The sequence below is a fragment of the Salinimicrobium sediminis genome, from assembly GCF_900215295.1.
Lineage (GTDB): Bacteria > Bacteroidota > Bacteroidia > Flavobacteriales > Flavobacteriaceae > Salinimicrobium > Salinimicrobium sediminis.
In genome coordinates, this window is sequence record NZ_OCMF01000001.1 from 1,018,271 (window position 1) to 1,039,043 (window position 20,773).

A 20,773-nucleotide genomic window follows, 5' to 3' on the forward strand; every position below is an offset into this window, starting at 1 on the left:
TACCAGATGGAAGAAAGCTTCGGAAAGAAAGAAAAGCTCAAGAGCAAGGTGATCATAGACCGGTTATTTGCAGAAGGCAAATCGGTTAAAAAATATCCCTTGCGGCTGGTTTATCTTCCCCTGGAAAAGTCTTCTGAAAAGAAAAATAAAGTGGCAGTTTCAGTTCCCAAGAGAAGCTTTAAACGTGCAGTGGACAGGATCAAATTAAAGCGGCTCATGCGCGAGGTATATAGAAAAAATAAGTATCTTGTTTCCAATAATTTAGCCGGTAGTTACGCGTTGATGTTGATCTATACCGGACGGGAGATCACCGGGTATTCTGAACTTCTTCGCGATGGGGAAGAACTTCTGAAAAGATTTGTACAGCAAGAAAAACCGAAGGAACATGAAAAAGACATTCTCTAAAATAGCATTTTTTGCAAGCATTCCGGTGCTGTTTTTTACCACGGTAAGCTATAAATCAGATTTTTTTGAGATCGCCAAACAACTGGAGATCTTTACTACGCTTTTTAAGGAACTCAACATGAATTATGTTGATGAGACCAATCCTGCAGATCTTATGGATACTGCCATTAATGCAATGCTCGAAGATCTGGATCCCTATACTCACTACTGGAATGAACAGGAAGTACAGGCGGCAAGGATAGACAATGCCGGGGAATATACCGGGATTGGGGCTACAGTGGGCATAAAGGCCGATAAAATTGTCATTTTAGAACCTTATAAAGATTATCCTGCAGATAAAGCCGGTCTAAAGGCCGGAGACGAGATCATTAAGATTGGGAATATCAATGTAGCCGATTTTAATGAAGATGCGGGAGAGCTGCTAAAAGGCGCTCCTAACACGAGTATTGATCTCACCTTTAAACGGCGTGGGGAAATTAAAACGACCAGCCTGACCCGTGGTGCTGTAGAAATAAAAGCAGTACCATACTATAAGTTGTTGGAAGATAATACTGCATATATCGTGTTATCTCAGTTCAACAGGAATGCTTCTGCGGAAACTATTAAAGCTCTCAAAGAACTTAAAGATCAGGGTGCAGATAAGGTTATCCTGGATCTCCGCGGAAATCCCGGAGGACTTCTTTCTGAAGCTATTAATGTTGCAAACATTTTTGTGCCTGAAGGACAATTGATCACCAGCACAAAATCGGCAGTTGAAAAGTATAACCAAAGCTTTTCAACAACCCGAAAGCCTATAGATACTGAAATTCCCGTAGTAGTGTTAATAAATGGAAGAAGTGCATCTGCCAGTGAGATCGTGGCCGGCTCTTTACAGGATCTTGACCGGGCAGTGGTTATTGGTGCCCGCAGCTTTGGAAAGGGGCTCGTCCAGCGTCCAAAAGAACTTACCTATGGTACACAGCTAAAAGTAACGATTTCCCGGTATTACACCCCAAGTGGTCGTTGTATACAGGCGCTGGATTATACCAGAAGAGATACTGAAGGAAATGCAGTGAGGCTTACGTCTAAAGATTACAACGAGTTCAAGACCCGAAATGGTCGTAAAGTCTATGACGGTGGAGGTATTGCACCTGATATTAAACTGGAAACTTCAGAATTTAGCGACATCACTAATGCGATCCTTCAGGAAAATGCCATTTTTGACTATGCTACCAACTACTATTATCAACATGAGTTGAAAACTCCTGAAGCCTTTGAATTCACCGATAAAGATTACAGCGATTTCCTGAAATACCTTGAAACCACCGACTTTAATTTCACTACAGCTACAGAAAAGGAATTAGAAGAGGTGATGGCTGCTGCCGAAAAAGAAGGTTATCAACAGGAAATTTCTGCAGATATTAAGGAGATCCTCGGCAGTATTTCTTCTTCAAAAGAACAGGCACTTACTTCTAAAAAAGCTGAGATAAAAAGCCTGCTGTCTGAAGAGATCATCAAAAGATATTTTTATAAGGAAGGATTATATGATTATTACGTTAAGGAAAATCCAGAGATCCTTAAGGCTAAGGAAGTTCTAAAAGACCAGGCCCAATATAAAAACATCCTTAAGGGCTAAGCTTTTATCATGGCTATGTGGGGAATACCATCCTCAAGATAACCTTCACCAATTTGTTGAAAACCATGGTTTTCATAGAAGCTGGTAAGATAAGTTTGTGCAGATAATTTGATCCTGCCGGTGTGAAATCTTTCTTCAATAGCTTTAACTGAAGCCTTTAAGATTTCATGCCCATAGCTGTTTTTCCTGTATTTTTCCTTAACCACAACCCTTCCTATGGCTGCTTCTTCAAAATAAAATCCGGGTGGAAAAATTCTGGTGTAAGCAACCAGCTCATCTTTTTCTAATCCCAGAACATGTAAGGCTTTTTGATCCTTCCCGTCAATATCCTGGTAAACACAGTCCTGTTCTACTACAAATACTTCAGCTCGAAGCTGAAGGAGGTTATAAAGCTCCTGAAGGCTTAGCTCTTCAAATGTTACAATTTTGATCTGCATTTTAGCTACAGGCTATCTTTTCAACACGACGGCTATGGCGGCCCCCGGCAAATTCTGTTTCAAGAAAAACCTTTACCATTTCTACTGCCTGCTCTTTTGAAGTGTAACGCGCAGGAATGCTTAATACGTTGGCATCATTATGTTCCCTGGCTAAAGCAGCGATTTCTTTGGTCCAGCATAGCGCAGAACGCACCGCCTGATGTTTATTGGCGGTCATGTTTGCGCCATTTCCGCTACCGCAGATAATGATCCCAAAATCTACTTTTTTATCCTCCACATCCTGTGCTACAGGGTGAACAAAATCGGGATAATCAACACTTTCTTCAGAATCTGTTCCATGGTTGATTACTTCAATATTTTTAGATTTCAGAAATTCAGTAACGGCATTTTTATATCCGGTTCCTGCGTGGTCATTTCCTATGGAAATTTTCATGATCTTGAGATTTAATGAGGTACAAAGGTAAAACTTTGGCTTATCAACTTCTATTTTAGCGATTGTTAATTAAATGTTACAATAGCTTTATTTTAAAGCTATTACAAAAGTTGAAAATTTGTTCATAAATGCAAGCTAAAAAAACAAAATGAAATTTGGATAACTCACGGGAAATAGCAATACCAAAGAATTTGTGAGATAATAAAATTATAAGTCCACATTTTTCGGAGAAGTTTTCAGCATCAAATTTTGGCTTCTAAACATTAAGAAAGTGTTAAGTTATTAAAATTTGATTTTCACATTTCATTATGAACAGTTGTTAAGAAAATTAAAACTTCTTTTAGAAATCAGGGCTTTAAAAGATGCTACTGCTGTTCATAACCTGTGGCCGGAATAATAGGTTCTAACTTTCCAAAAAAACTTCGAAAAAGTTATGCTACATATCAACAGACTATAATACATCAACATTTTAATTTTTTTAAAAAGAAAGAAAAAGAAGTATATATAATAACTGTTGACAACTAAACGATCTTTAAAGGAGGAAATTCATTTTGAAAATTGTCGAGGATCTCTCTTGCCTTTTCAAAATCCCGATGATGGACCTTTAATCTAATACCGCCAAGGGCATTTGAGTAGAAAGGGAAAAACCCTACCATAGTTTCATTTTGGAAGAAATGTTGTACCTCTTCCCGATCCAGCAAAAGTTTTAGAACCGAATATTCATGTGGATAAGTGAAAACGCAAAGAGTAATATAATCTCTCATAGCATAAGACTTGCTATTAAAGATAAGGGTTTTCTATGAAAGAGGTAAGGTAGATGGACCTGGATAAGGTTGCGATACCGGGGTGTTCAATGTTTGATTAATAGAAGTAACAAAAATTAGAACACCTATTACAAATATCACGACGAAGATAAGTGAGATTTTTGTTGATTTAGTCATATTTTTCTTGATGCCTTGAATGGAATTCTTAAACAAATTTAATATAAATTTAAGAATTAATGATTCAAATGTTAAAAATATTATGTTACCATAAGTTTGCATTTTAGCTAATAAATGGGGAAATAACCGGAATTTGAAGTAAATTCAGGTGCAAGTAAATAATAAGGCTTAATTTTAGGGCTTAATAATACCAATGAGTAAAAAGAATAGAAAAGGAAGTAAATCGGCCAATCTCGAAAGTATAACCCAGAATATCCTGGGAATAATGCGTAAAGAGTCGGGAAAAGATTTTAATTATAAGCAGATCGCTGCAAAAATGGGTGTTGACGACCCCACCAACAGGAATAAGATCATTCGTACCCTCTCCCAGCTTGCCGCTAAAAAGAAAATAGAAGAAGTTGACCGTGGCAGGTATCGCATTAAAGCCGGAGTAGACTATTATCAGGGAATTCTTGACATGACTGCAAAAGGGAGTGGTTATGTAGTGGTTGAAGAACTGGATGAGGACGTATTCATTCCTTCCGGAAACATCAATAAAGCTTTGGACGGTGACCAAGTGGAGATTTATATCTACAAACGCCGGCGCAATAAAAAATCTGAAGGGGAGATCACTAAGATCCTTCAGCGTAAAAAGACCCGATTTGTAGGGGTTCTTCAGCTGCAGGAAAATTTTGGTTTTGTAGCCATTCAGGATGGAAAGATGTACACCGATATTTTTGTTCAGAAGAACAAAATAGGAGAAGCTAAAGATGGAGATAAAGTAGTGGTTGAAATGGAAGAATGGCCGGAAAAAGCTGATTCTCCATTTGGACATATTGTACAGGTGCTGGGAAGGCCAGGCGAACATCAAACAGAAATCCATTCCATTTTAGCTCAATATGGACTTCCACACGAATTTCCGGAAGAAGTTGAAGCCTTTGCACAGAAGCTGGACACCAGTATTCAGGAAGAGGAAATTAAAAACCGCAGAGATATGCGGGAGGTGCTAACTTTCACCATTGACCCTAAAGATGCAAAGGATTTCGATGATGCCTTAAGTTTTAGAGAACTTGAAAACGGAAACTTTGAAATTGGAATTCATATTGCCGATGTTTCTCACTATGTGAAGCCGGGAACCATTTTGGATGAAGAAGCCTTTAACAGGGCAACTTCAGTTTATCTGGTTGACAGGGTGGTGCCAATGTTACCGGAAGTCTTATCTAACAATGCCTGTTCATTAAGGCCTAATGAGGAAAAATATACTTTTTCTGCAGTTTTTGAAATGACCTCAAAAGGGGAAGTGAAAGAGCAATGGTTTGGAAGAACCGTCACCTATTCCGATGCCCGTTTTGCATATGAAGAAGCCCAATACATCATAGAAACCACGGGAGGAGATATTCCGGAAGATCTTTCTTTAACCGGAAAAGCTTACAGGGTAGAGGATCCTATTGTCACTGCAGTTCTAAAAATGAACCAGATCGCCGAAGTGATGCGGAAAAAGAGAATGGGTGAGGGAGCAATTTCTTTTGACAAAGTTGAAGTAAAATTTGAACTTGATGAGAAGAATGAACCGGTTGGAGTGTTCTTTAAAACTTCAAAAGAAGCAAATAAACTTATCGAGGAATTTATGCTACTGGCCAACAAAAAAGTGGCTGAGTTTATAGGAAAACAAAAACCTAAGAAAACCTTCGTTTACAGGTGCCATGATGAACCCGATGATGATAAGCTATTTGCTTTAAAATCTCTGGTGAGCAAATTCGGGCATAAACTTGACCTTCGGGATCAAAAACAAATTAGTAAATCTCTGAACAGCCTCCTGGAAAATGTACAGGGGAAGAAAGAGCAAAATCTTATCGATACCCTTGCTATCAGGACCATGAGCAAGGCCTATTACAGCACAGAAAACATAGGGCATTACGGTCTTGCCTTTAGTTATTATTCACATTTTACCTCCCCTATTCGAAGATATCCCGATGTAATGGCCCACCGCCTTTTGCAGCATTACCTCGATAATGGAAAATCTGCTGCCGAAGAGGAGTATGAAGCTAAATGTCAGCACAGCAGTAACATGGAAAGTCTGGCCACAAGTGCCGAAAGGGATTCTATAAAGTTCATGCAAATTAAATTTATGCAGGACCACAATGATGAGGAGTTTCTTGGCGTTATTTCCGGGGTGACTGAGTGGGGTATTTATGTCGAGATCATCGCCAACAAATGTGAGGGCATGGTAAGACTTAGGGATATTCGGGAAGATCATTTCGATTTTGATCCCGAACAATATGCCATCATCGGCAGAAAGACCGGTAAGGTCTATCAGCTTGGAGATGAAGTATATGTATCAGTAAAAAATGCCGATCTCGTAAAAAGGCACCTGGACTTTAATTTAATTGGATCTAAAGATGAAGTTGAAAATTGATCTTAAGTTTTTAGGAGTAGTAGCTGTATTTCTGTTTTACGGCCTTACTTCCATAGCTCAACACAGGGATGTAAGTGAAAGCTTAAAGGATTTTAAAGAATTAAAAACCTTCAATGGGATAGAGGTGCAGGTGATTCCTTCTAAAGAAAACCGTATTGAAATTACCGGGCATAGTAAACATGAAGTAAAATTTGAGGTTGTTGAAAATCGGCTGGAGGTAAAATTGTCTCTTAATAATCTTTGGTCAAAAGATGACACCCGAATCAAAGTTTATGGGAAGAGTGTTGAGATCATAGATGCCAATCAAGGTTCTTTAGTGGAGGTTTCAGGGCAATTAAAAGGCGAGGAACTAACTTTTAGAGCACAGGAAGGTGCGAATATAAGAGCCGAGGTAAACGCATCTAAGATCGTTTCTAAAGCCGTTACTGGTGGAAAGATTTACCTGGAAGGAAAAGCTGAGTCCCAGCAAGTGGATCTAAACACCGGCGGCTATTACTACGGAAAAGATCTTCGCACTAAAGAAACCATTGCAAAAGCAGGTACTGCTGCAAAAGGAGAGATCTATGCGACGCAATATGTGAGAGCTACCGCCACTCTTGGTGGAACCATTGAGATCTTTGGAAGACCTGAAGAAGTAGAGCAAAAGACAAGCCTGGGAGGAAGAATTTTATAATTTAAGTAAAATTCTATATTTGTGAATCTAAAAAAACCGGATGTTTCAGGATATACTGGCTGCCATACCTTTAGGATTTTTTCTTGCTTTTCTGTTGGGGCCCGTATTCTTTGTACTTCTTGAAACCGCCGCTATAAAAGGGTTTAGGGCTGCTATTTCCTTTGACATTGGAGTACTTTTTGCCGATATCATCTTTCTGCTAATCGCCTATTTAAGTACCACAAAATTACTGAACCGGATCAAGGACGATCCGGCTCTTTTTATTTTTGGAGGAGGTATCCTGGTGACCTACGGGATCATTCAGTTCATCCAGAACAAGCGGGTTTTGCAGCACGAGGAAGTACCCGAGATTCAAAAACTAAACAAAAGAGATTATCTTGGTCTTGCTGCCAAAGGTTTCCTTCTGAATTTTATCAATATTGGCGTGCTGGGTTTCTGGCTGGGACTTATTATTGTTTTTGGGCCCCAAATGGAAATGGAAACCTCCCGCATGAGCCTTTTCTTCGGAACTGTTTTAGGAACTTATTTTGTAATTGACATTTTTAAGATCCTTGCAGCCAAAAAACTGAACCGGAAGCTTACTCCAAACCGAATCTACAACGTAAAGAAAGTAATAAGCGTAATTCTGGTGATCTTCGGACTCTTTTTGATTGGGCAGGGCCTTGTTCCTCAGGAAATGAATCAGATCCAGGACCAGATCGACAACATTACCCCCGAATCTGGAGCTTATATTCAGTACTTTGAATAGGGATAATAATTTCAAAATTTCAAGCACCAAATTCCAATTTGTAACCAAATTAAGGCTACATAAAAATGTATTTGTTGAGAAGGGATACTCTACAGCCTATAAACTTCTGTCTACCCTCCGGATGTTTTGAAGTATCACTATACCAATTTAATTACCTTTTTACCCCTTTTGGAATTTGGAATTTGAATAATTGGAAATTAAAAAAGCTCCTTGAAAAGGGAGCTTTTTTAGAGGCATCGAGCGTCCCGATGCATCGGGAGAACCGCTGTACCAGGTTTTTTTCGGTTATGAATAATTACCTAAAAATTCTTTTTAATACCTCAGAATATTTAAAATCCTGAATAAAAAAAGCTCCTTGAGAAGGAGCTTTTTTGGAGGCATCGAGCGTCCCGACGCATCGGGAGAACCGCTGTACAATTTATTCAAAACGACAAGATGTAGTTTGAACTTCCTTTATTTCCCCTTTTGGAATTTGGAATTTGAATAATTGGAAATTAAAAAAGCTCCTTGAGAAGGAGCTTTTTTGGAGGCATCGAGCGGATTCGAACCGCTGTACAAGGTTTTGCAGACCTCTGCCTAGCCACTCGGCCACGATGCCATTCTTATAATGGAAGGCAAATGTAATAAATTTTCTCTTTTTGAGACCAGTCTTTTGGCCGGGCTGTAGAATTAACAAAAATTTACCTGCTTTTGCTCCGTCTAACGGTGACCATTGCAACATTTCCGCCTATAGGTGGATTGATTTTGGAAACATCCACGGTCACTTTCTGTACGATCAAAAGTTCTTCCAGAACCCGGTTCAATATCCTTTCGGCTACAGTTTCCAACAATTTGGATCTGATAGCCATTTCCTCCTTCACGATCTTGTTAAGATGTACATAGTCTATGGTGTCCTTGAGGGCATCAGATTTTGCCGAAAGGGAGAGATCTCCTTTTACTTTTAGATCCACCCGGTAATCACTTCCTATCTGTCCTTCTTCCTCAAGGCAGCCATGATAAGCGAATACTTTGATATTTCTAAGTTTAATACTTCCCAAAACTTATTTTTTGCGAAGATAAGAACATTTCCGAAGGGGAAGATGCAGGCATTTGATTGATGTATATTTTCTGTAAATTTGCAGCCTTAAAGATGAACCAGAATTATGGCTGAAGAAAAAAGATCCCTCAATTTTATTGAGCAAATCATAGAAGAAGATCTAAAGAACGATTATAAAAAAGAGGACCTGCAGTTCAGATTTCCACCGGAACCTAACGGATATCTGCATATTGGTCATGCTTCCTCCATTTGTTTAAATTTTGGATTGGGAGAAAAATACAATGCTCCCGTTAATCTCAGGTTTGATGATACCAATCCTATTAAAGAAGAGCAGGAGTATGTGGACGCTATTAAAAGTGATGTGGTTTGGCTGGGCTTTAAGTGGGCTAGGGAGTGCTATGCTTCAGATTATTTTCAGCAGCTGTACGACTGGGCGGTAATGATGATCAAAAATGGAGATGCTTACGTAGATAGTCAGCCTTCCGCAGCAATTGCAGCACAAAAGGGAACCCCAACTCAACCGGGAACCAACAGTCCTTATCGGGACAGGTCCGTAGATGAGAATCTTGAGCTTTTTGAGAAGATGAAGAATGGGGAGACTAAAGAAGGGGAACATGTGCTTAGGGCAAAGATAGACATGGCCGCAAAGAACATGTTGATGCGTGACCCCGTGATGTACAGAACCCTGCACCGCAAGCATCACCGCACCGGGAATGACTGGATGATCTATCCGCTCTACGACTGGGCTCATGGGCAAAGTGATTATATAGAATCTGTTTCTCATTCGTTTTGTACGCTGGAATTTTTACCTCACCGTGAATTGTACAACTGGTTCCTCGAAAAGGTAAGTTCTGCGGAAGATTTCAGGCCTAAACAACGGGAGTTTGCCCGCCGTAACTTAAGTCATACCATCGTGAGTAAGCGAAAGCTGCTTCATTTGGTAGAAAAGGGAATTGTGAAATCCTGGGATGATCCCCGTATGCCCACAATCTCCGGTTTAAGAAGGAGAGGTTATACGCCCCAGTCTATCCGAAAATTTGCTGAAATTATAGGTATTGCAAAAAGGGAAAATATTGTTGATGTTTCCCTGCTCGAATTCTGTATAAGGGAAGACCTCAATAAAACTGCACCCCGTGTAATGGCAGTGCTCGATCCTGTGAAGCTGGTGATTACTAATTACCCAGAGGATAAGGAAGAGTGGTTGGAAGCCGAAAATAACCCTGAAGATGAAAATGCAGGATCAAGGGAATTACCATTTTCAAAAGAGCTTTACATTGAACAGGAAGATTTTAAAGAGGAGGCAAACCGCAAGTTTTTTAGATTGACCTTAGGAAAAGAAGTGAGGCTCAAGAACGCTTATATCATCAAGGGAGAAAGCGTGATAAAGAACGATGCCGGAGAAATAGTGGAGATTCACTGTACTTATGATCCCAAAAGCCGGAGTGGAAGTGGAACCGAAGAATCAATGCGTAAGGTAAAAGGAACCTTGCACTGGGTATCGGCCAAACATGCCATACAGGCTGAAGTCCGCCTTTATGACCGTTTGTTTAGCGTAGAATCTCCGGATGCCGATAAGGAAAAGGATTTTCTCGACTTTTTAAACCCGGAATCTCTTAAAGTAGTGACTGCTTATCTTGAACCCGGACTCAAAAATGTTGAACCGGGAGATAAATTTCAATTTCAGAGGTTAGGTTATTTTAACGTTGATAAAGAAAGCACACAGGACCACCTGGTTTTCAATAGGACCGTTACCCTTAGGGATTCCTGGGGAGGAAAGGAGTAGGATAGCAGTTCAGACCGGTCAATTAAGAATACTTTAGCATTGGGTTTTTTCGATATTAACCGGTTATTAACAGCAGTACAGTGTGCTATGGTTTATATTTGGTTGTAGTATTAATCTTAATAACCAACAAAATCATGGCAAAATCAGGAAGTACATTTTTAGCATTGCTTACAGGAGCTGCGATAGGAGCAGGTCTTGGAATGTTATATGCACCTGAGAGTGGAGAGGAAACCAGAAGAAAACTGGGAGAAAACGCAAGAAGAACTCAGGATGATCTAAACAAGCGTTATCGCGAAACCTCTTCAAACCTAAGTACAAGAGCTAAAAAAGCAAAATCAGATTTTGAACTAAGACTGGAAGAAACACTTTCTTCTGCAAGTTATAAAGCCGATGAGATCCTTAGCAGCCTTGAATCTAAACTGGAGGAACTTAGAAAACAAAACTCTAAATTCCAGAAGGACCGTAGTGAAGGAAATGGGTCAAAGTCTACTGCTTCCAGCGGTAAAAGCAAAAAAGGTGTTGCAGACAGTGCAGATAATGCGGTAGGATAAAACGCTTATGGCATTCGAAAAAATATCTGAAAATTTACATCAGTTAAACGAAAACATTAAATCCTTTGCGCAAAGCAGTGCAGAGTATTATAAACTGGATTTGTTTAACAAAAGCATGAAAGGGGCTACTGCCGCCATAAAAGGTGCGGCAATAGCTTTTTTTATGTTGTTTGCCCTCATCTTTATTTCTGTTGCTGTAGCTATTCTCTTGAGTGACCTCTTGGATTCCCCAAGCAGCGGATTCTTCATAGTCGCTGGATTTTACCTGCTAATAGGCCTTTTCTTTGTCTTCTTTGGAAGCAAAGTAATAACAAATGCCTTATTACCTCCGGCTTCTAAAAAGTTCTTTAGTGAGCCTGAAAATAAGCCAAAGGAAACTCATCCGGAATTTACGGAACAAACCGACTTTAGAACCGATGAGGTGATCATAAAGGAGGAAGTGGTAGCCAAGGATGAAGTTATAATCAAAGACAATGAGAGAATATAAGAACTTCGAGGATATAGAAAGAGACCTTAAACTTCTTCAACTCCAAAAGGAGATCGATAAGGAGAAGGTTATATTAAGCTATAACATCACCAAAGAGAGTCTTGCTCCCAAGAGATTGCTTAAAAACGCTGCCGGAAGCATCTTTAAAAACGCACTTATATTAAAAGGAGCCACCTCGGTACTTGGCTTTATTGGCGAAAAATTTAAATAGTTATTCCTCTCTGTTATTCTCCTCATCTTCTGTAGGCAGATCTGGAGGGAGTTGTCTCTTCTTTTTTTCCTGTTTTTCCTTTCTTTTTTGTTCCCTTAGAGCGTTTCCTTTCTTCATTGCTTCCCCGATTTGATTGGAAGCAGTAAATGATGCGATCATGTTGTTCAACATGTCGCTTCCTGTTTGGGGAGAATTAGGGAGTAGTATCAGGTTACTCTGTGTTTCTTCTCCAAGTGACTGCAGAGTATCGTAATGCTGAGTTACAACGATAAGGGCAGAAGCCTCCTGGGAATTGATCCCTACATTGTTTAGCACATCCACACTTTCTTCAAGTCCGCGGGCGATCTCCCGGCGCTGGTCGGCAATACCCTGTCCCTGCAGGCGCTTACTTTCAGCTTCCGCACGGGCCTTGGCAACGATCTTGATACGTTCGGCTTCAGCTTCATATTCGGCAGCTACTTTTTCTCTTTCCGAAGCATTAATTCGGTTCATGGCGGCTTTTACCTGTACATCGGGATCAATATCAGTAACTAAGGTTTTAATAATGTCATAACCATATTCCTCCATAGCTTCATTCAGCTCCCTTTTTACAGCAATAGCAATATCATCTTTTCTTTCAAAAACGTCATCCAGTTTCATTTTTGGCACCTCTGCACGTACTACGTCAAAAACGTAAGAAGTGATCTGGTCATGGGAATTTTCAAGTTTATAGAAGGCGTCATAAACCCTTGTCTGGATCACCTGGAACTGCACAGAGATCTTTAGTTTTACGAATACGTCATCTTTGGTTTTAGTCTCTACCAACACGTCCAGCTGCTGAACTTTTAAATTGATCCTTCCGGCGATCTGATCAATAACCGGTACTTTAAAATGAAGTCCGCTATTGCTTATGCGTTGAAACTTTCCAAATCGTTCAAGAATAGCAGCAGTTTGTTGTTTTACCGTAAAGATTCCGGAGAAAAGGATGATGAGTCCGAAGACAACGATTACGGCAGTTAAAATGGTGGATATCATTGGTTGTGGTTTAATTTTAACGAAAGATATGAAAATAAACAGCTACATTTAGCCCTTTCAAAAATTTCAAAAAAATATGGATTTAAAGAGAATTCTTCTTCTTGGGATTGTTTTAATATTTTCATTTTCTGCCCAGGCACAACGCCGACTTTGGGATGGCGAATATAACAGGTTAGGCTTGCAGGCAGGGGCGAACTATTTCAATATTGTGACCAATGACTTAGAGGTGCAGCCAAAGGTAAGCTGGACAGCAGGATTCACTACCAGGGCTTCTTTTTATGAGAATTGGCAATTTGTTTATGGAATCAATTTCTACGATTTTAAACTGGATATTGACGGGAGGGAAAAAGTAGAACTTACTTCTCCTATTGAGGCTATTGAGTACAACATGATAGGGGTACAGGGAAATTTCTTTGCCAGTTATAAACTTATTGATCATTATTTGAGCGTAGAAGCCGGTCCTGTACTGCAGGTAAACGGAAAACTGGATGCGCGCCAGGACAAGGAATTGTGGTTTGTAGGAAATACTAATGTGAATGCAATAGATATCGAAAAAATATCTCCTTTTAATGTCAATTTAGCATTAGGGTTGAGTGGCGGAATGGAAACAGTAAAATTCTGGGCTCAATACCAATATGGACTTAATAACATGCTCAAAGGGCTTGAGGATGAAGGTTTAGAGGAAAAGGATGCAGGTATGTCAAATTTAGAAGGTCATATGAGCATGATCGCGGCAGGAATAACAATGTTCCTGTAATGGTAATAAGTAGAAATAAAAAAAGCCATTTTTGAGAAGTATCAAAAATGGCTTTTTTTATGGGTATTATTTTTAAAGGCTTTGCTGCGCCTTCTTTAACCTTGAAAGGGTTTCTTCCTTTCCAATTGTAGCTGCGATCTCAAAAACATCCGGTCCCTGCATCGCCCCCACAAGAGAAAGGCGGAATGGTTGCATGACCTTACCAAAGCCAATTCCTTCGGAAGTGATCCAACCTTTTACTTTCTCCTGGAGATTTGCTACTGAAAAATCCTCCTCTTTTTCTAATAGGTCTATAACCTGATCTATAATATCTGAAGTATCTTCCTTCCAGACCTTTTTAGCTGCCTTCTCATCGTAGTTTTCAGGCGCGGTGAAGAAGTAGCTTCCAATTTCCCAGAAATCGCTTAAAAACGTCGCTCTTTCTTTCAGCATGGCAATTACCTTTGAAATATATTCCTGAGAGAAATCCAGATCCTTTTCCTGCAGTAGTTTTCCAAAATCTGCAGCTAAAACCTCATTTTCTGCCTCCTGCATGTAGTGATGCTGGAACCATTTTGTTTTTTCGGGATCAAATTTGGAACCTCCTTTTGAGACGTGCTCGAAAGAAAAGGCTTTAGTAAGCTCTTCAAGGCTGTAGATCTCTTTCTCACTTCCGCCGCCGGCATTCCATCCTAAAAGCGCCAGCATGTTAATAACAGCTTCCGGAAAATATCCTTCTTCACGGTAGCCCATAGAAACATCTCCGCTCTTTGGATCCTTCCATTCCAGCGGAAATACCGGGAATCCCATTTTATCTCCGTCACGCTTGCTTAATTTTCCTTTTCCCTGGGGTTTTAAAATAAGCGGGAGGTGAGCAAATTTTGGAGCTGTCCAATCAAAGGCTCTGTACAAAAGTACATGCAGTGCCAGGGATGGTAACCATTCTTCCCCTCTAATCACGTGGGTGATCTTCATGAGATGGTCATCTACAATATTGGCAAGGTGATAGGTGGGCATACCATCGCTCTTAAAAAGCACCTTATCATCCAGGATCTTTGTTTCAATATGCATTTCTCCGCGAATCTCATCCTTTAGCTGCAGGGTTTCATCTTCGGGCGTTTTAAACCTGATCACATATGCTTCTCCCGATTCGATCTTCTGTTTTACTTCGGCTACGGGAAGAGAAAGGGAATTCTTCAGTTTTTGACGGTTGTGCCAGTTGTAGATGAACGTCTTTCCTTTTTCTTCATGGTCCTGGCGATGTGCATCCAGCTCTTCGGTAGTGTCAAAAGCGTAGTAAGCATTCCCCGAAGCGATAAGCATTTCGGCATATTCACGGTAGAGATGCTTTCGCTCACTCTGGCGGTAAGGACCTGCATCTTTTTCCTTTCCGGGACCCTCATCAAATGGAATGTTGCACCAGTTAAGAGAATCAATAATATATTGTTCTGCACCTTCCACGTAACGGGCCTGGTCTGTATCTTCAATTCTCAGGATGAAATCTCCGCCATTTTTCTTTGCGAACAGGTAGTTAAAAAGTGCAGTTCTAACTCCTCCAATATGTAGTGGCCCTGTAGGGCTAGGTGCAAATCGCACCCTTACTTTTTCCGTTGACATAAATGCTGGTTTTGGCGCAAAGATAAAGGTTTCTTTAGGTTCACGAAACAGCATTGAAAATGTGGAGGTTGAAGTACTTATTGGAAATAAATTGTATTTTTAGGAGATGCATAAATGGGGAGGAGGCATGAATAATTTTGAGATTTTACGCAACAAACTGGAAGCTTTTATCAGGAAGTTTTATTTGAACGAACTTTTAAAGGGTTTTATCCTGTTTATAGCTATTGGCCTGTTGTATTTTCTTATTACCCTGTTTATAGAATATCTCCTTTGGCTTAATTCTACCGGGAGAAGCATCTTGTTCTGGAGTTTTATTGCTGTGGAATTATTTCTCTTCGGAAGATTTATCGTTTATCCGCTACTGAAACTATTCAAGATCTCCCGCGGAATTGATTACGCTGAAGCATCTAAGATCATTGGCAGGCATTTTCCTGAAGTAAGTGACAAACTCCTCAATCTTTTACAACTTAACAGGAATGATCAAAGAACCGAGCTTCTCCTGGCATCGATAGATCAAAAGTCAGAAGAATTACGGCCGGTTCCTTTTACCATGGCTATAGATCTCAGGAAGAATATTCCTTATTTGAAATATGCCGCTATCCCGGTGTTCATCATTTTGCTGATAGTGGTTTCCGGAAGAACAGAGGTTTTTTCCGGAAGTTATGAGCGGGTAGTGAATTATAAAACAGCTTATGAACCGCCCGCACCTTTTGCTTTTCAGGTGCATAATGAGCAATTAAAGGTTCAGGAGAATGAAGCCTTGACCATACAGGTGAGTACGCAGGGGAGGATTGTGCCTCAGGACGCCTCGGTTCACTATAACAGACAAACTTATTTTATGAATAGGGTTTCCCCCGGAACCTTTGAATATACTTTTGAGCCTGCACGAAATTCTTTTGAGTTTAGTCTTTCCGGAAATAAAGTGAGGTCGCGGGATTATTCTGTAGAGGTTATTCAGGTGCCAAAAATGAGAAATCTGAAGATGCTTCTGGAATATCCGCCACATACAGGTTTGGGGGAGGAGGCTATATCCGGTACAGGAAATGCAACAGTTCCCGAAGGAACAATCGTAAACTGGGAACTTGAAACCTTAGCAACCGGGGAAGTTGAAATGCGGCTGCCCGACACTCTTCAAAAATTTGAGAAACAGGATGAATTTTTCCGGCTTAAAAAACAGGTAAAAAACTCTCTCGATTATAGCATAAGCACCTCGAATGAGAAGGTAAAGAATTTTGAAAATCTCAACTACGGCATCAGGACGGTAAAGGACGAGTATCCTGAACTTATTCTGGAGCGTCAAATAGATTCCCTGGATGAGGATTTCCAGTATTTCTATGGAAAAGTTTCTGATGATTACGGAATTGCTTCCGTCAGGATGGTGATTCAACCCACGGAAGCCCCTGAAAATCAAAAAGTAATAAGACTTCCGTTTGGAAAAGGTAATGTAGGAGAGTTCGTGAGCAGTTTTCCTGATACCCTGAACCTGGAACCGGGAAAAGCCTATCAATTCTATTTTGAAGTGGTTGATAATGATGTACTTAATGGCTATAAAAAGGTAAAAAGTCAGGTTTTTACCTACCGAAAGAAGACGGATTCCGAAGAAAAGCAGCAAAGGCTTGAGGAGCAACGGGAGGTGATCGGAGGCATCGACGGATCTTTGGAAAAGATGAAAAATTCAGATAAAGAACTGCAGGAACTTTCCCGACTTCAGAATGAAAAGAAGGAACTGAATTATAACGACCGTAAGAAGCTGGAGAATTTTCTTGAACGCCAGAAGCAGCAGAATGAGCTGATGGAAAACTTCACTGAAAAACTTCAACGCAATTTGGAAGAAGAAAGGTCACCTCAAAATCAAGAACTAAAAAAGGAACTTGAAGAAAGACTGTCAAATCGTAAGGAGGACCTTGAAGAGAATGAAAAACTTCTTGAGGAACTGGAAAAATATTCCGAGAAGATTGAGGAAGAGGGACTTCAGGAAAAGCTTGAGGAGCTTTCTAAAAATAACCGGAACCAGGAGCGAAGTCTGGAACAGCTGCTTGAGCTTACCAAGAAATATTATGTTCAGGAGAAGATTTCAAAGATTGCACAGGAGTTAGAGGAACTTGGAGAGGAACAATCTGAATTGGCAAAGGAGGAAGAGCAGAATACAAGGGCCGCCCAGGATTCTCTTTCAAAAGATACTGAGGAACTTTTTCAGGAAATGGAAGAACTTCAAAAGGAGAATCAGGACCTCAAAAAACCGGTGGACTTTGAAGAAGACAAAGAGGGGCAGGAGGATGTAAAAGAAATGCAGGAAAAGGCGGGTGAAAACCTGCAGCAGGGAAAAAAGGAGGGTGCTAAAGAGGAACAGAAAAAGGCAGGTGAGAAACTAAAGGAGATGAGCAGGAAAATGCAACAGCAAATGCAACAGGCGGGGATGCAGCAAATGCAGGAAGATGTTACCATGTTGCGGCAGATTCTGGATAATCTTGTCACCTTTTCTTTTGGACAGGAAGACCTGATGGAGGAATTCAAACAATTTGGAAATGACCAAACAAGCTTACCCGGGAAATTAAGAAGACAGGATCAACTGAGGGAGAACTTCAGGCATATTGATGATAGTTTATATTCCCTTGCTTTGCGGAATGAAATGATTAGCGAAAGGATCACAGAGCGATTAATAGATGTAGATTATAACCTTGAGCAGAGCCTGGAACGACTGGGTCAAAATGATATTAGAATGGGGGTGGGAAGTCAGCAATATGTGATCACCGGGGCCAATGACCTTGCTTTTCTTCTCAGCGATATTCTGGGCAATATGGAGGAGATGCTAAGTTCGTCCACTTCTTCTGGAAGTGGCGAGGGAAAACAACTTCAGGATATCATTAAGAAGCAGGGGGAACTCAATGAGGAAATGCAAAAGGGAATGCAGAAAGGAAAACAAAAAGGTGAAGATAAGCCCGGAAAAGGTGAGGAGGGAAATTCAGGAGAAGAGGAGAGTGGAGAGCTCTTCAGGATATTTCAGGAACAGCAAATGTTGCGTCGCGCTTTAGAAGAACGGCTTGAACAGGAAGGAAGAAATGCCTCGGGAGAGGTAATTAAAAAGGAAATGGAGCAGATAGAAAAACAACTGCTCGAAAAAGGATTCGATCACGCCACTCACAGAAAGATGCTGCAACTGGAGCATAGACTTTTGGAGCTGGAAGAAGCTTTAAAACAACAGGGTCAAAAACCTGAAAGAGAATCCACCACCGGTAAAGATGAGTTCGTTAATGAGACTAAGCCTGCAATTGATCGGGCTAAAGAATATTTTAATACGACTGAAATTTTAAACAGACAAAGCTTACCTTTGCGCCCCGTTTATAAGCTTAAAGTAAAGGAATATTTTGAACGAAGAGATAATTAATTTTTATTCTGAAAATGTTTTTGAACTGGAACATTCTTCGCAGTTTGAAACCTGGATTAAAGAGGTGATTGCTTCTGAAGGTAAAAAGGTCGGAGAAATAAGTTTTATTTTTTGCGATGACGAATACCTGCTTGAGATCAATCAGCAATACCTCGATCACGATACCTATACAGATATAATCAGTTTCGACAACTCGGTGGGAAATATTCTAAATGGTGATATTTTCATCAGCACCGAAAGGGTAGCCGAGAATGCTTCTGAATATGGAGTGACTTTTGAAGAAGAGATAAAAAGAGTGATTGTTCACGGGGTGCTGCACTTTTGCGGATATAAAGATAAATCTAAAGAAGAAGCACAGCTTATGAGAACAAAAGAAGAGGAAAAAATGAAAATGTTCCACGTGGAACAATAGAAGGAGATTTATGTTTCAAGATCAATATGATGTTATAGTTGTAGGAGCCGGTCACGCCGGAAGTGAAGCCGCTGCGGCGGCAGCTAATATGGGCTGCAGTACGCTTTTGGTAACCATGAACCTGCAGAATATTGCACAGATGAGCTGTAATCCTGCCATGGGAGGAATTGCAAAAGGACAGATAGTTCGGGAGATCGATGCTCTTGGCGGTTATAGTGGATTGGTTAGTGACACCAGTGCTATACAGTTCAAGATGCTCAATAAATCCAAAGGTCCTGCGATGTGGAGTCCAAGGGTGCAGAGTGACAGAATGATGTTTGCAGAACACTGGCGTTTGCGTCTTGAGGCTACTCCTAATCTTGATTTTTACCAGGAAATGGTGGCAGGGTTATTAGTGGAAGGCAACAAAGTTGTGGGTGTCAAAACATCAATGGGAATTGAAATTAAAGGCAAGGCTGTTATCCTTACCAATGGAACTTTTTTAAATGGTTTGATCCATATTGGAGACAAACAATTTGGAGGTGGTAGGGCAGGGGAGAGAGCTTCAACAGGAATAACAGAAGATCTAGTTCAGTTAGGTTTTGAAGCCGGAAGAATGAAGACGGGAACCCCGCCAAGAGTTGATGGTCGTTCTTTGAATTATTCCAAAATGATCGAACAACCTGGTGATGATGTGCCTGCCAAATTCTCCTATCTTTACGAAACAAAGCCGCTCACAAAACAAAGATCCTGTTACATGTCTTACACTTCTCCCGAGGTGCATGAATTGCTTAAAGAAGGCTTTGACAGGTCGCCAATGTTCAACGGTAGGATAAAAAGTATTGGACCTCGTTATTGCCCGTCTATTGAAGATAAGATCAATCGTTTTGCTGATAAAGACAGGCATCAGTTATTCATAGAACCTGAAGGCTGGAATACGGTAGAAATGTATATTAACGGATTCTCTACTTCCCTTCCGGAGGATGTTCAATTTAGGGCTTTGAGATCTGTTGCAGGTTTTGAAAATGTAAAATTCTTCAGACCCGGATATGCAATTGAATACGATTATTTTCCACCGACACAGTTGAGACATACGCTGGAAACAAAACTGGTAGACGGTTTATATTTTGCAGGACAGATCAATGGAACGACCGGGTATGAAGAAGCCGGCTCCCAGGGATTAATGGCGGGTATAAATGCAGCTTTAAAAGTGCAGGGAAAAGATGAATTTGTGCTGCAAAGAAGTGAGGCCTATATAGGAGTGTTGATAGACGATCTCATCACAAAAGGCACAGAAGAGCCATACAGAATGTTTACTTCGAGAGCAGAATACAGGACATTGCTACGCCAGGATAATGCCGATTTTAGACTGACTGAAAAGTCTTACCAAATAGGTTTGGCTTCTGAAAAGCGTCTTCGAAAGATGGAAGAGAAGAAAACCAAATCCTATGCTTTTGTAGAATTTTTAAAGGATAAAAGTGTCGCTCCCGAAGAGGCTAATCTTGTTTTGGAAGCCAACGATTCTGCCTTAATGAAGCAGAGCGATAAGATATTTAAAGTATTTTCCAGGCCCAATATTGCCATGAAGGAGGTGCGCACTTTTTCCGGAGTAGAGGATTATATTCAGGAACATGAACTGGATGAGGAGGTGCTGGAGCAAACCGAAATTCAGGTGAAATATTCCGGGTATATTGAAAAGGAAAAGAACAATGCCGATAAGCTCCATAGGCTCGAGGGAATAAAAATTCCGAAGGATTTTGATTATTCCAGGATCAAATCCATGTCTTATGAAGCGAGGGAAAAGCTGAAAAAAGTACAACCTACTTCAGTGTCGCAGGCTTCGCGGATCAGTGGCGTGAGCCCTAATGATATTTCGGTGCTTTTGGTGTATATGGGAAGATAATTTATCATCGTT

At 40.4% G+C, this 20,773-nt stretch carries 19 protein-coding genes and 1 tRNA gene; 13 read left to right on the forward strand and 7 right to left on the reverse strand.

Annotation, left to right across the window (positions count from 1 at the left end; genetic code table 11):
• The first annotated feature begins 6 nt into the window (after positions 1 to 6).
• Positions 7 to 405 carry a ribonuclease P protein component gene (locus CRO16_RS04575; RefSeq protein ID WP_097055135.1) on the forward strand — a complete coding sequence of 133 codons (399 nt, stop codon included), beginning with the start codon at positions 7 to 9 and terminating at the stop codon, positions 403 to 405.
• Entirely contained in the window at positions 386 to 2,020 is a 1,635-nt protein-coding gene (locus CRO16_RS04580) for a S41 family peptidase (RefSeq protein ID WP_097055136.1), read from the forward strand. Before CRO16_RS04575 ends, CRO16_RS04580 begins: the two co-directional genes overlap by 20 nt.
• Here the strand turns inward: CRO16_RS04580 and CRO16_RS04585 are convergent.
• The 3 genes from CRO16_RS04585 to CRO16_RS04595 all read right to left on the reverse strand — a co-directional run bounded on the left by CRO16_RS04585 (position 2,017) and on the right by CRO16_RS04595 (position 3,654).
• Positions 2,017 to 2,457 carry a GNAT family N-acetyltransferase gene (locus CRO16_RS04585; RefSeq protein WP_097055137.1) on the reverse strand — a complete coding sequence of 147 codons (441 nt, stop codon included), beginning with the start codon at positions 2,455 to 2,457 and terminating at the stop codon, positions 2,017 to 2,019. The two genes, CRO16_RS04580 and CRO16_RS04585, sit on opposite strands and share 4 nt — an antisense overlap.
• 1 nt (position 2,458) lies before the next feature.
• Positions 2,459 to 2,890 carry a ribose 5-phosphate isomerase B gene (gene rpiB, locus CRO16_RS04590; protein ID WP_097055138.1) on the reverse strand — a complete coding sequence of 144 codons (432 nt, stop codon included), beginning with the start codon at positions 2,888 to 2,890 and terminating at the stop codon, positions 2,459 to 2,461.
• A 521-nt stretch (positions 2,891 to 3,411) separates the two neighbouring features.
• On the reverse strand, positions 3,412 to 3,654 hold the full coding sequence (locus tag CRO16_RS04595; RefSeq protein ID WP_097055139.1) for a putative signal transducing protein: 243 nt from the start codon (positions 3,652 to 3,654) through the stop codon (positions 3,412 to 3,414).
• A gap of 370 nt (positions 3,655 to 4,024) precedes the next feature.
• Here CRO16_RS04595 and rnr point away from each other — a divergent pair, with 370 nt between their 5' ends.
• Genes rnr through CRO16_RS04610 form a run of 3 tightly spaced genes read left to right on the forward strand, consistent with a single transcriptional unit; the run spans position 4,025 to position 7,647 of the window.
• On the forward strand, positions 4,025 to 6,226 hold the full coding sequence (gene rnr, locus CRO16_RS04600) for a ribonuclease R (RefSeq protein WP_097055140.1): 2,202 nt from the start codon (positions 4,025 to 4,027) through the stop codon (positions 6,224 to 6,226).
• The gene (locus CRO16_RS04605; protein WP_097055141.1) at positions 6,210 to 6,899 is read left to right on the forward strand and encodes a head GIN domain-containing protein; all 690 of its coding nucleotides are present in this window, start codon (positions 6,210 to 6,212) and stop codon (positions 6,897 to 6,899) included. Before rnr ends, CRO16_RS04605 begins: the two co-directional genes overlap by 17 nt.
• Before the next feature lie 40 nt (positions 6,900 to 6,939).
• Complete coding sequence (locus CRO16_RS04610) at positions 6,940 to 7,647, forward strand: LysE family translocator (protein WP_097055142.1); 708 nt, start codon at positions 6,940 to 6,942, stop codon at positions 7,645 to 7,647.
• 524 nt (positions 7,648 to 8,171) lie between these two features.
• Here the strand turns inward: CRO16_RS04610 and CRO16_RS04620 are convergent.
• Positions 8,172 to 8,245: transfer RNA gene (locus tag CRO16_RS04620), tRNA-Cys, on the reverse strand.
• An 82-nt stretch (positions 8,246 to 8,327) separates the two neighbouring features.
• Positions 8,328 to 8,684: a dihydroneopterin aldolase gene (folB, locus tag CRO16_RS04625; RefSeq protein ID WP_097055144.1), complete on the reverse strand. Its 357-nt coding sequence runs from the start codon at positions 8,682 to 8,684 to the stop codon at positions 8,328 to 8,330.
• A 105-nt stretch (positions 8,685 to 8,789) separates the two neighbouring features.
• Between folB and CRO16_RS04630 the strand changes: the two genes are divergently transcribed.
• The 4 genes from CRO16_RS04630 to CRO16_RS04645 all read left to right on the forward strand — a co-directional run bounded on the left by CRO16_RS04630 (position 8,790) and on the right by CRO16_RS04645 (position 11,715).
• Complete coding sequence (locus CRO16_RS04630) at positions 8,790 to 10,466, forward strand: glutamine--tRNA ligase/YqeY domain fusion protein (protein ID WP_097055145.1); 1,677 nt, start codon at positions 8,790 to 8,792, stop codon at positions 10,464 to 10,466.
• A gap of 134 nt (positions 10,467 to 10,600) precedes the next feature.
• A complete protein-coding gene (locus CRO16_RS04635; RefSeq protein WP_097055146.1) occupies positions 10,601 to 11,017 on the forward strand; it encodes a YtxH domain-containing protein in 417 nt (138 codons plus the stop codon).
• A 7-nt stretch (positions 11,018 to 11,024) separates the two neighbouring features.
• The gene (locus CRO16_RS04640; protein ID WP_097055147.1) at positions 11,025 to 11,504 is read left to right on the forward strand and encodes a phage holin family protein; all 480 of its coding nucleotides are present in this window, start codon (positions 11,025 to 11,027) and stop codon (positions 11,502 to 11,504) included.
• Positions 11,491 to 11,715: a DUF6327 family protein gene (locus tag CRO16_RS04645; RefSeq protein ID WP_097055148.1), complete on the forward strand. Its 225-nt coding sequence runs from the start codon at positions 11,491 to 11,493 to the stop codon at positions 11,713 to 11,715. The genes CRO16_RS04640 and CRO16_RS04645 overlap by 14 nt, the downstream gene beginning before the upstream one ends.
• Here the strand turns inward: CRO16_RS04645 and CRO16_RS04650 are convergent, their stop codons facing one another.
• Positions 11,716 to 12,729, reverse strand: coding sequence for an SPFH domain-containing protein (locus tag CRO16_RS04650; protein ID WP_097055149.1), 1,014 nt, complete (start codon positions 12,727 to 12,729; stop codon positions 11,716 to 11,718).
• A gap of 76 nt (positions 12,730 to 12,805) precedes the next feature.
• Between CRO16_RS04650 and CRO16_RS04655 the strand changes: the two genes are divergently transcribed.
• A complete protein-coding gene (locus CRO16_RS04655) occupies positions 12,806 to 13,486 on the forward strand; it encodes an outer membrane beta-barrel protein (RefSeq protein WP_097055150.1) in 681 nt (226 codons plus the stop codon).
• A gap of 72 nt (positions 13,487 to 13,558) precedes the next feature.
• Here the strand turns inward: CRO16_RS04655 and gltX are convergent, their stop codons facing one another.
• The gene (gltX, locus tag CRO16_RS04660) at positions 13,559 to 15,082 is read right to left on the reverse strand and encodes a glutamate--tRNA ligase (RefSeq protein WP_097055785.1); all 1,524 of its coding nucleotides are present in this window, start codon (positions 15,080 to 15,082) and stop codon (positions 13,559 to 13,561) included.
• Between the two features lie 127 nt (positions 15,083 to 15,209).
• Here gltX and CRO16_RS04665 point away from each other — a divergent pair, with 127 nt between their 5' ends.
• Genes CRO16_RS04665 through mnmG form a run of 3 tightly spaced genes read left to right on the forward strand, consistent with a single transcriptional unit; the run spans position 15,210 to position 20,761 of the window.
• Positions 15,210 to 18,467 carry a DUF4175 family protein gene (locus tag CRO16_RS04665; protein WP_097055787.1) on the forward strand — a complete coding sequence of 1,086 codons (3,258 nt, stop codon included), beginning with the start codon at positions 15,210 to 15,212 and terminating at the stop codon, positions 18,465 to 18,467.
• Positions 18,460 to 18,879, forward strand: a complete 420-nt coding sequence (gene ybeY, locus CRO16_RS04670) for an rRNA maturation RNase YbeY (RefSeq protein ID WP_097055786.1) — start codon at positions 18,460 to 18,462, stop codon at positions 18,877 to 18,879. The genes CRO16_RS04665 and ybeY overlap by 8 nt, the downstream gene beginning before the upstream one ends.
• Before the next feature lie 10 nt (positions 18,880 to 18,889).
• The gene (gene mnmG / locus CRO16_RS04675) at positions 18,890 to 20,761 is read left to right on the forward strand and encodes a tRNA uridine-5-carboxymethylaminomethyl(34) synthesis enzyme MnmG (protein ID WP_097055151.1); all 1,872 of its coding nucleotides are present in this window, start codon (positions 18,890 to 18,892) and stop codon (positions 20,759 to 20,761) included.
• Positions 20,762 to 20,773 lie beyond the last annotated feature (12 nt).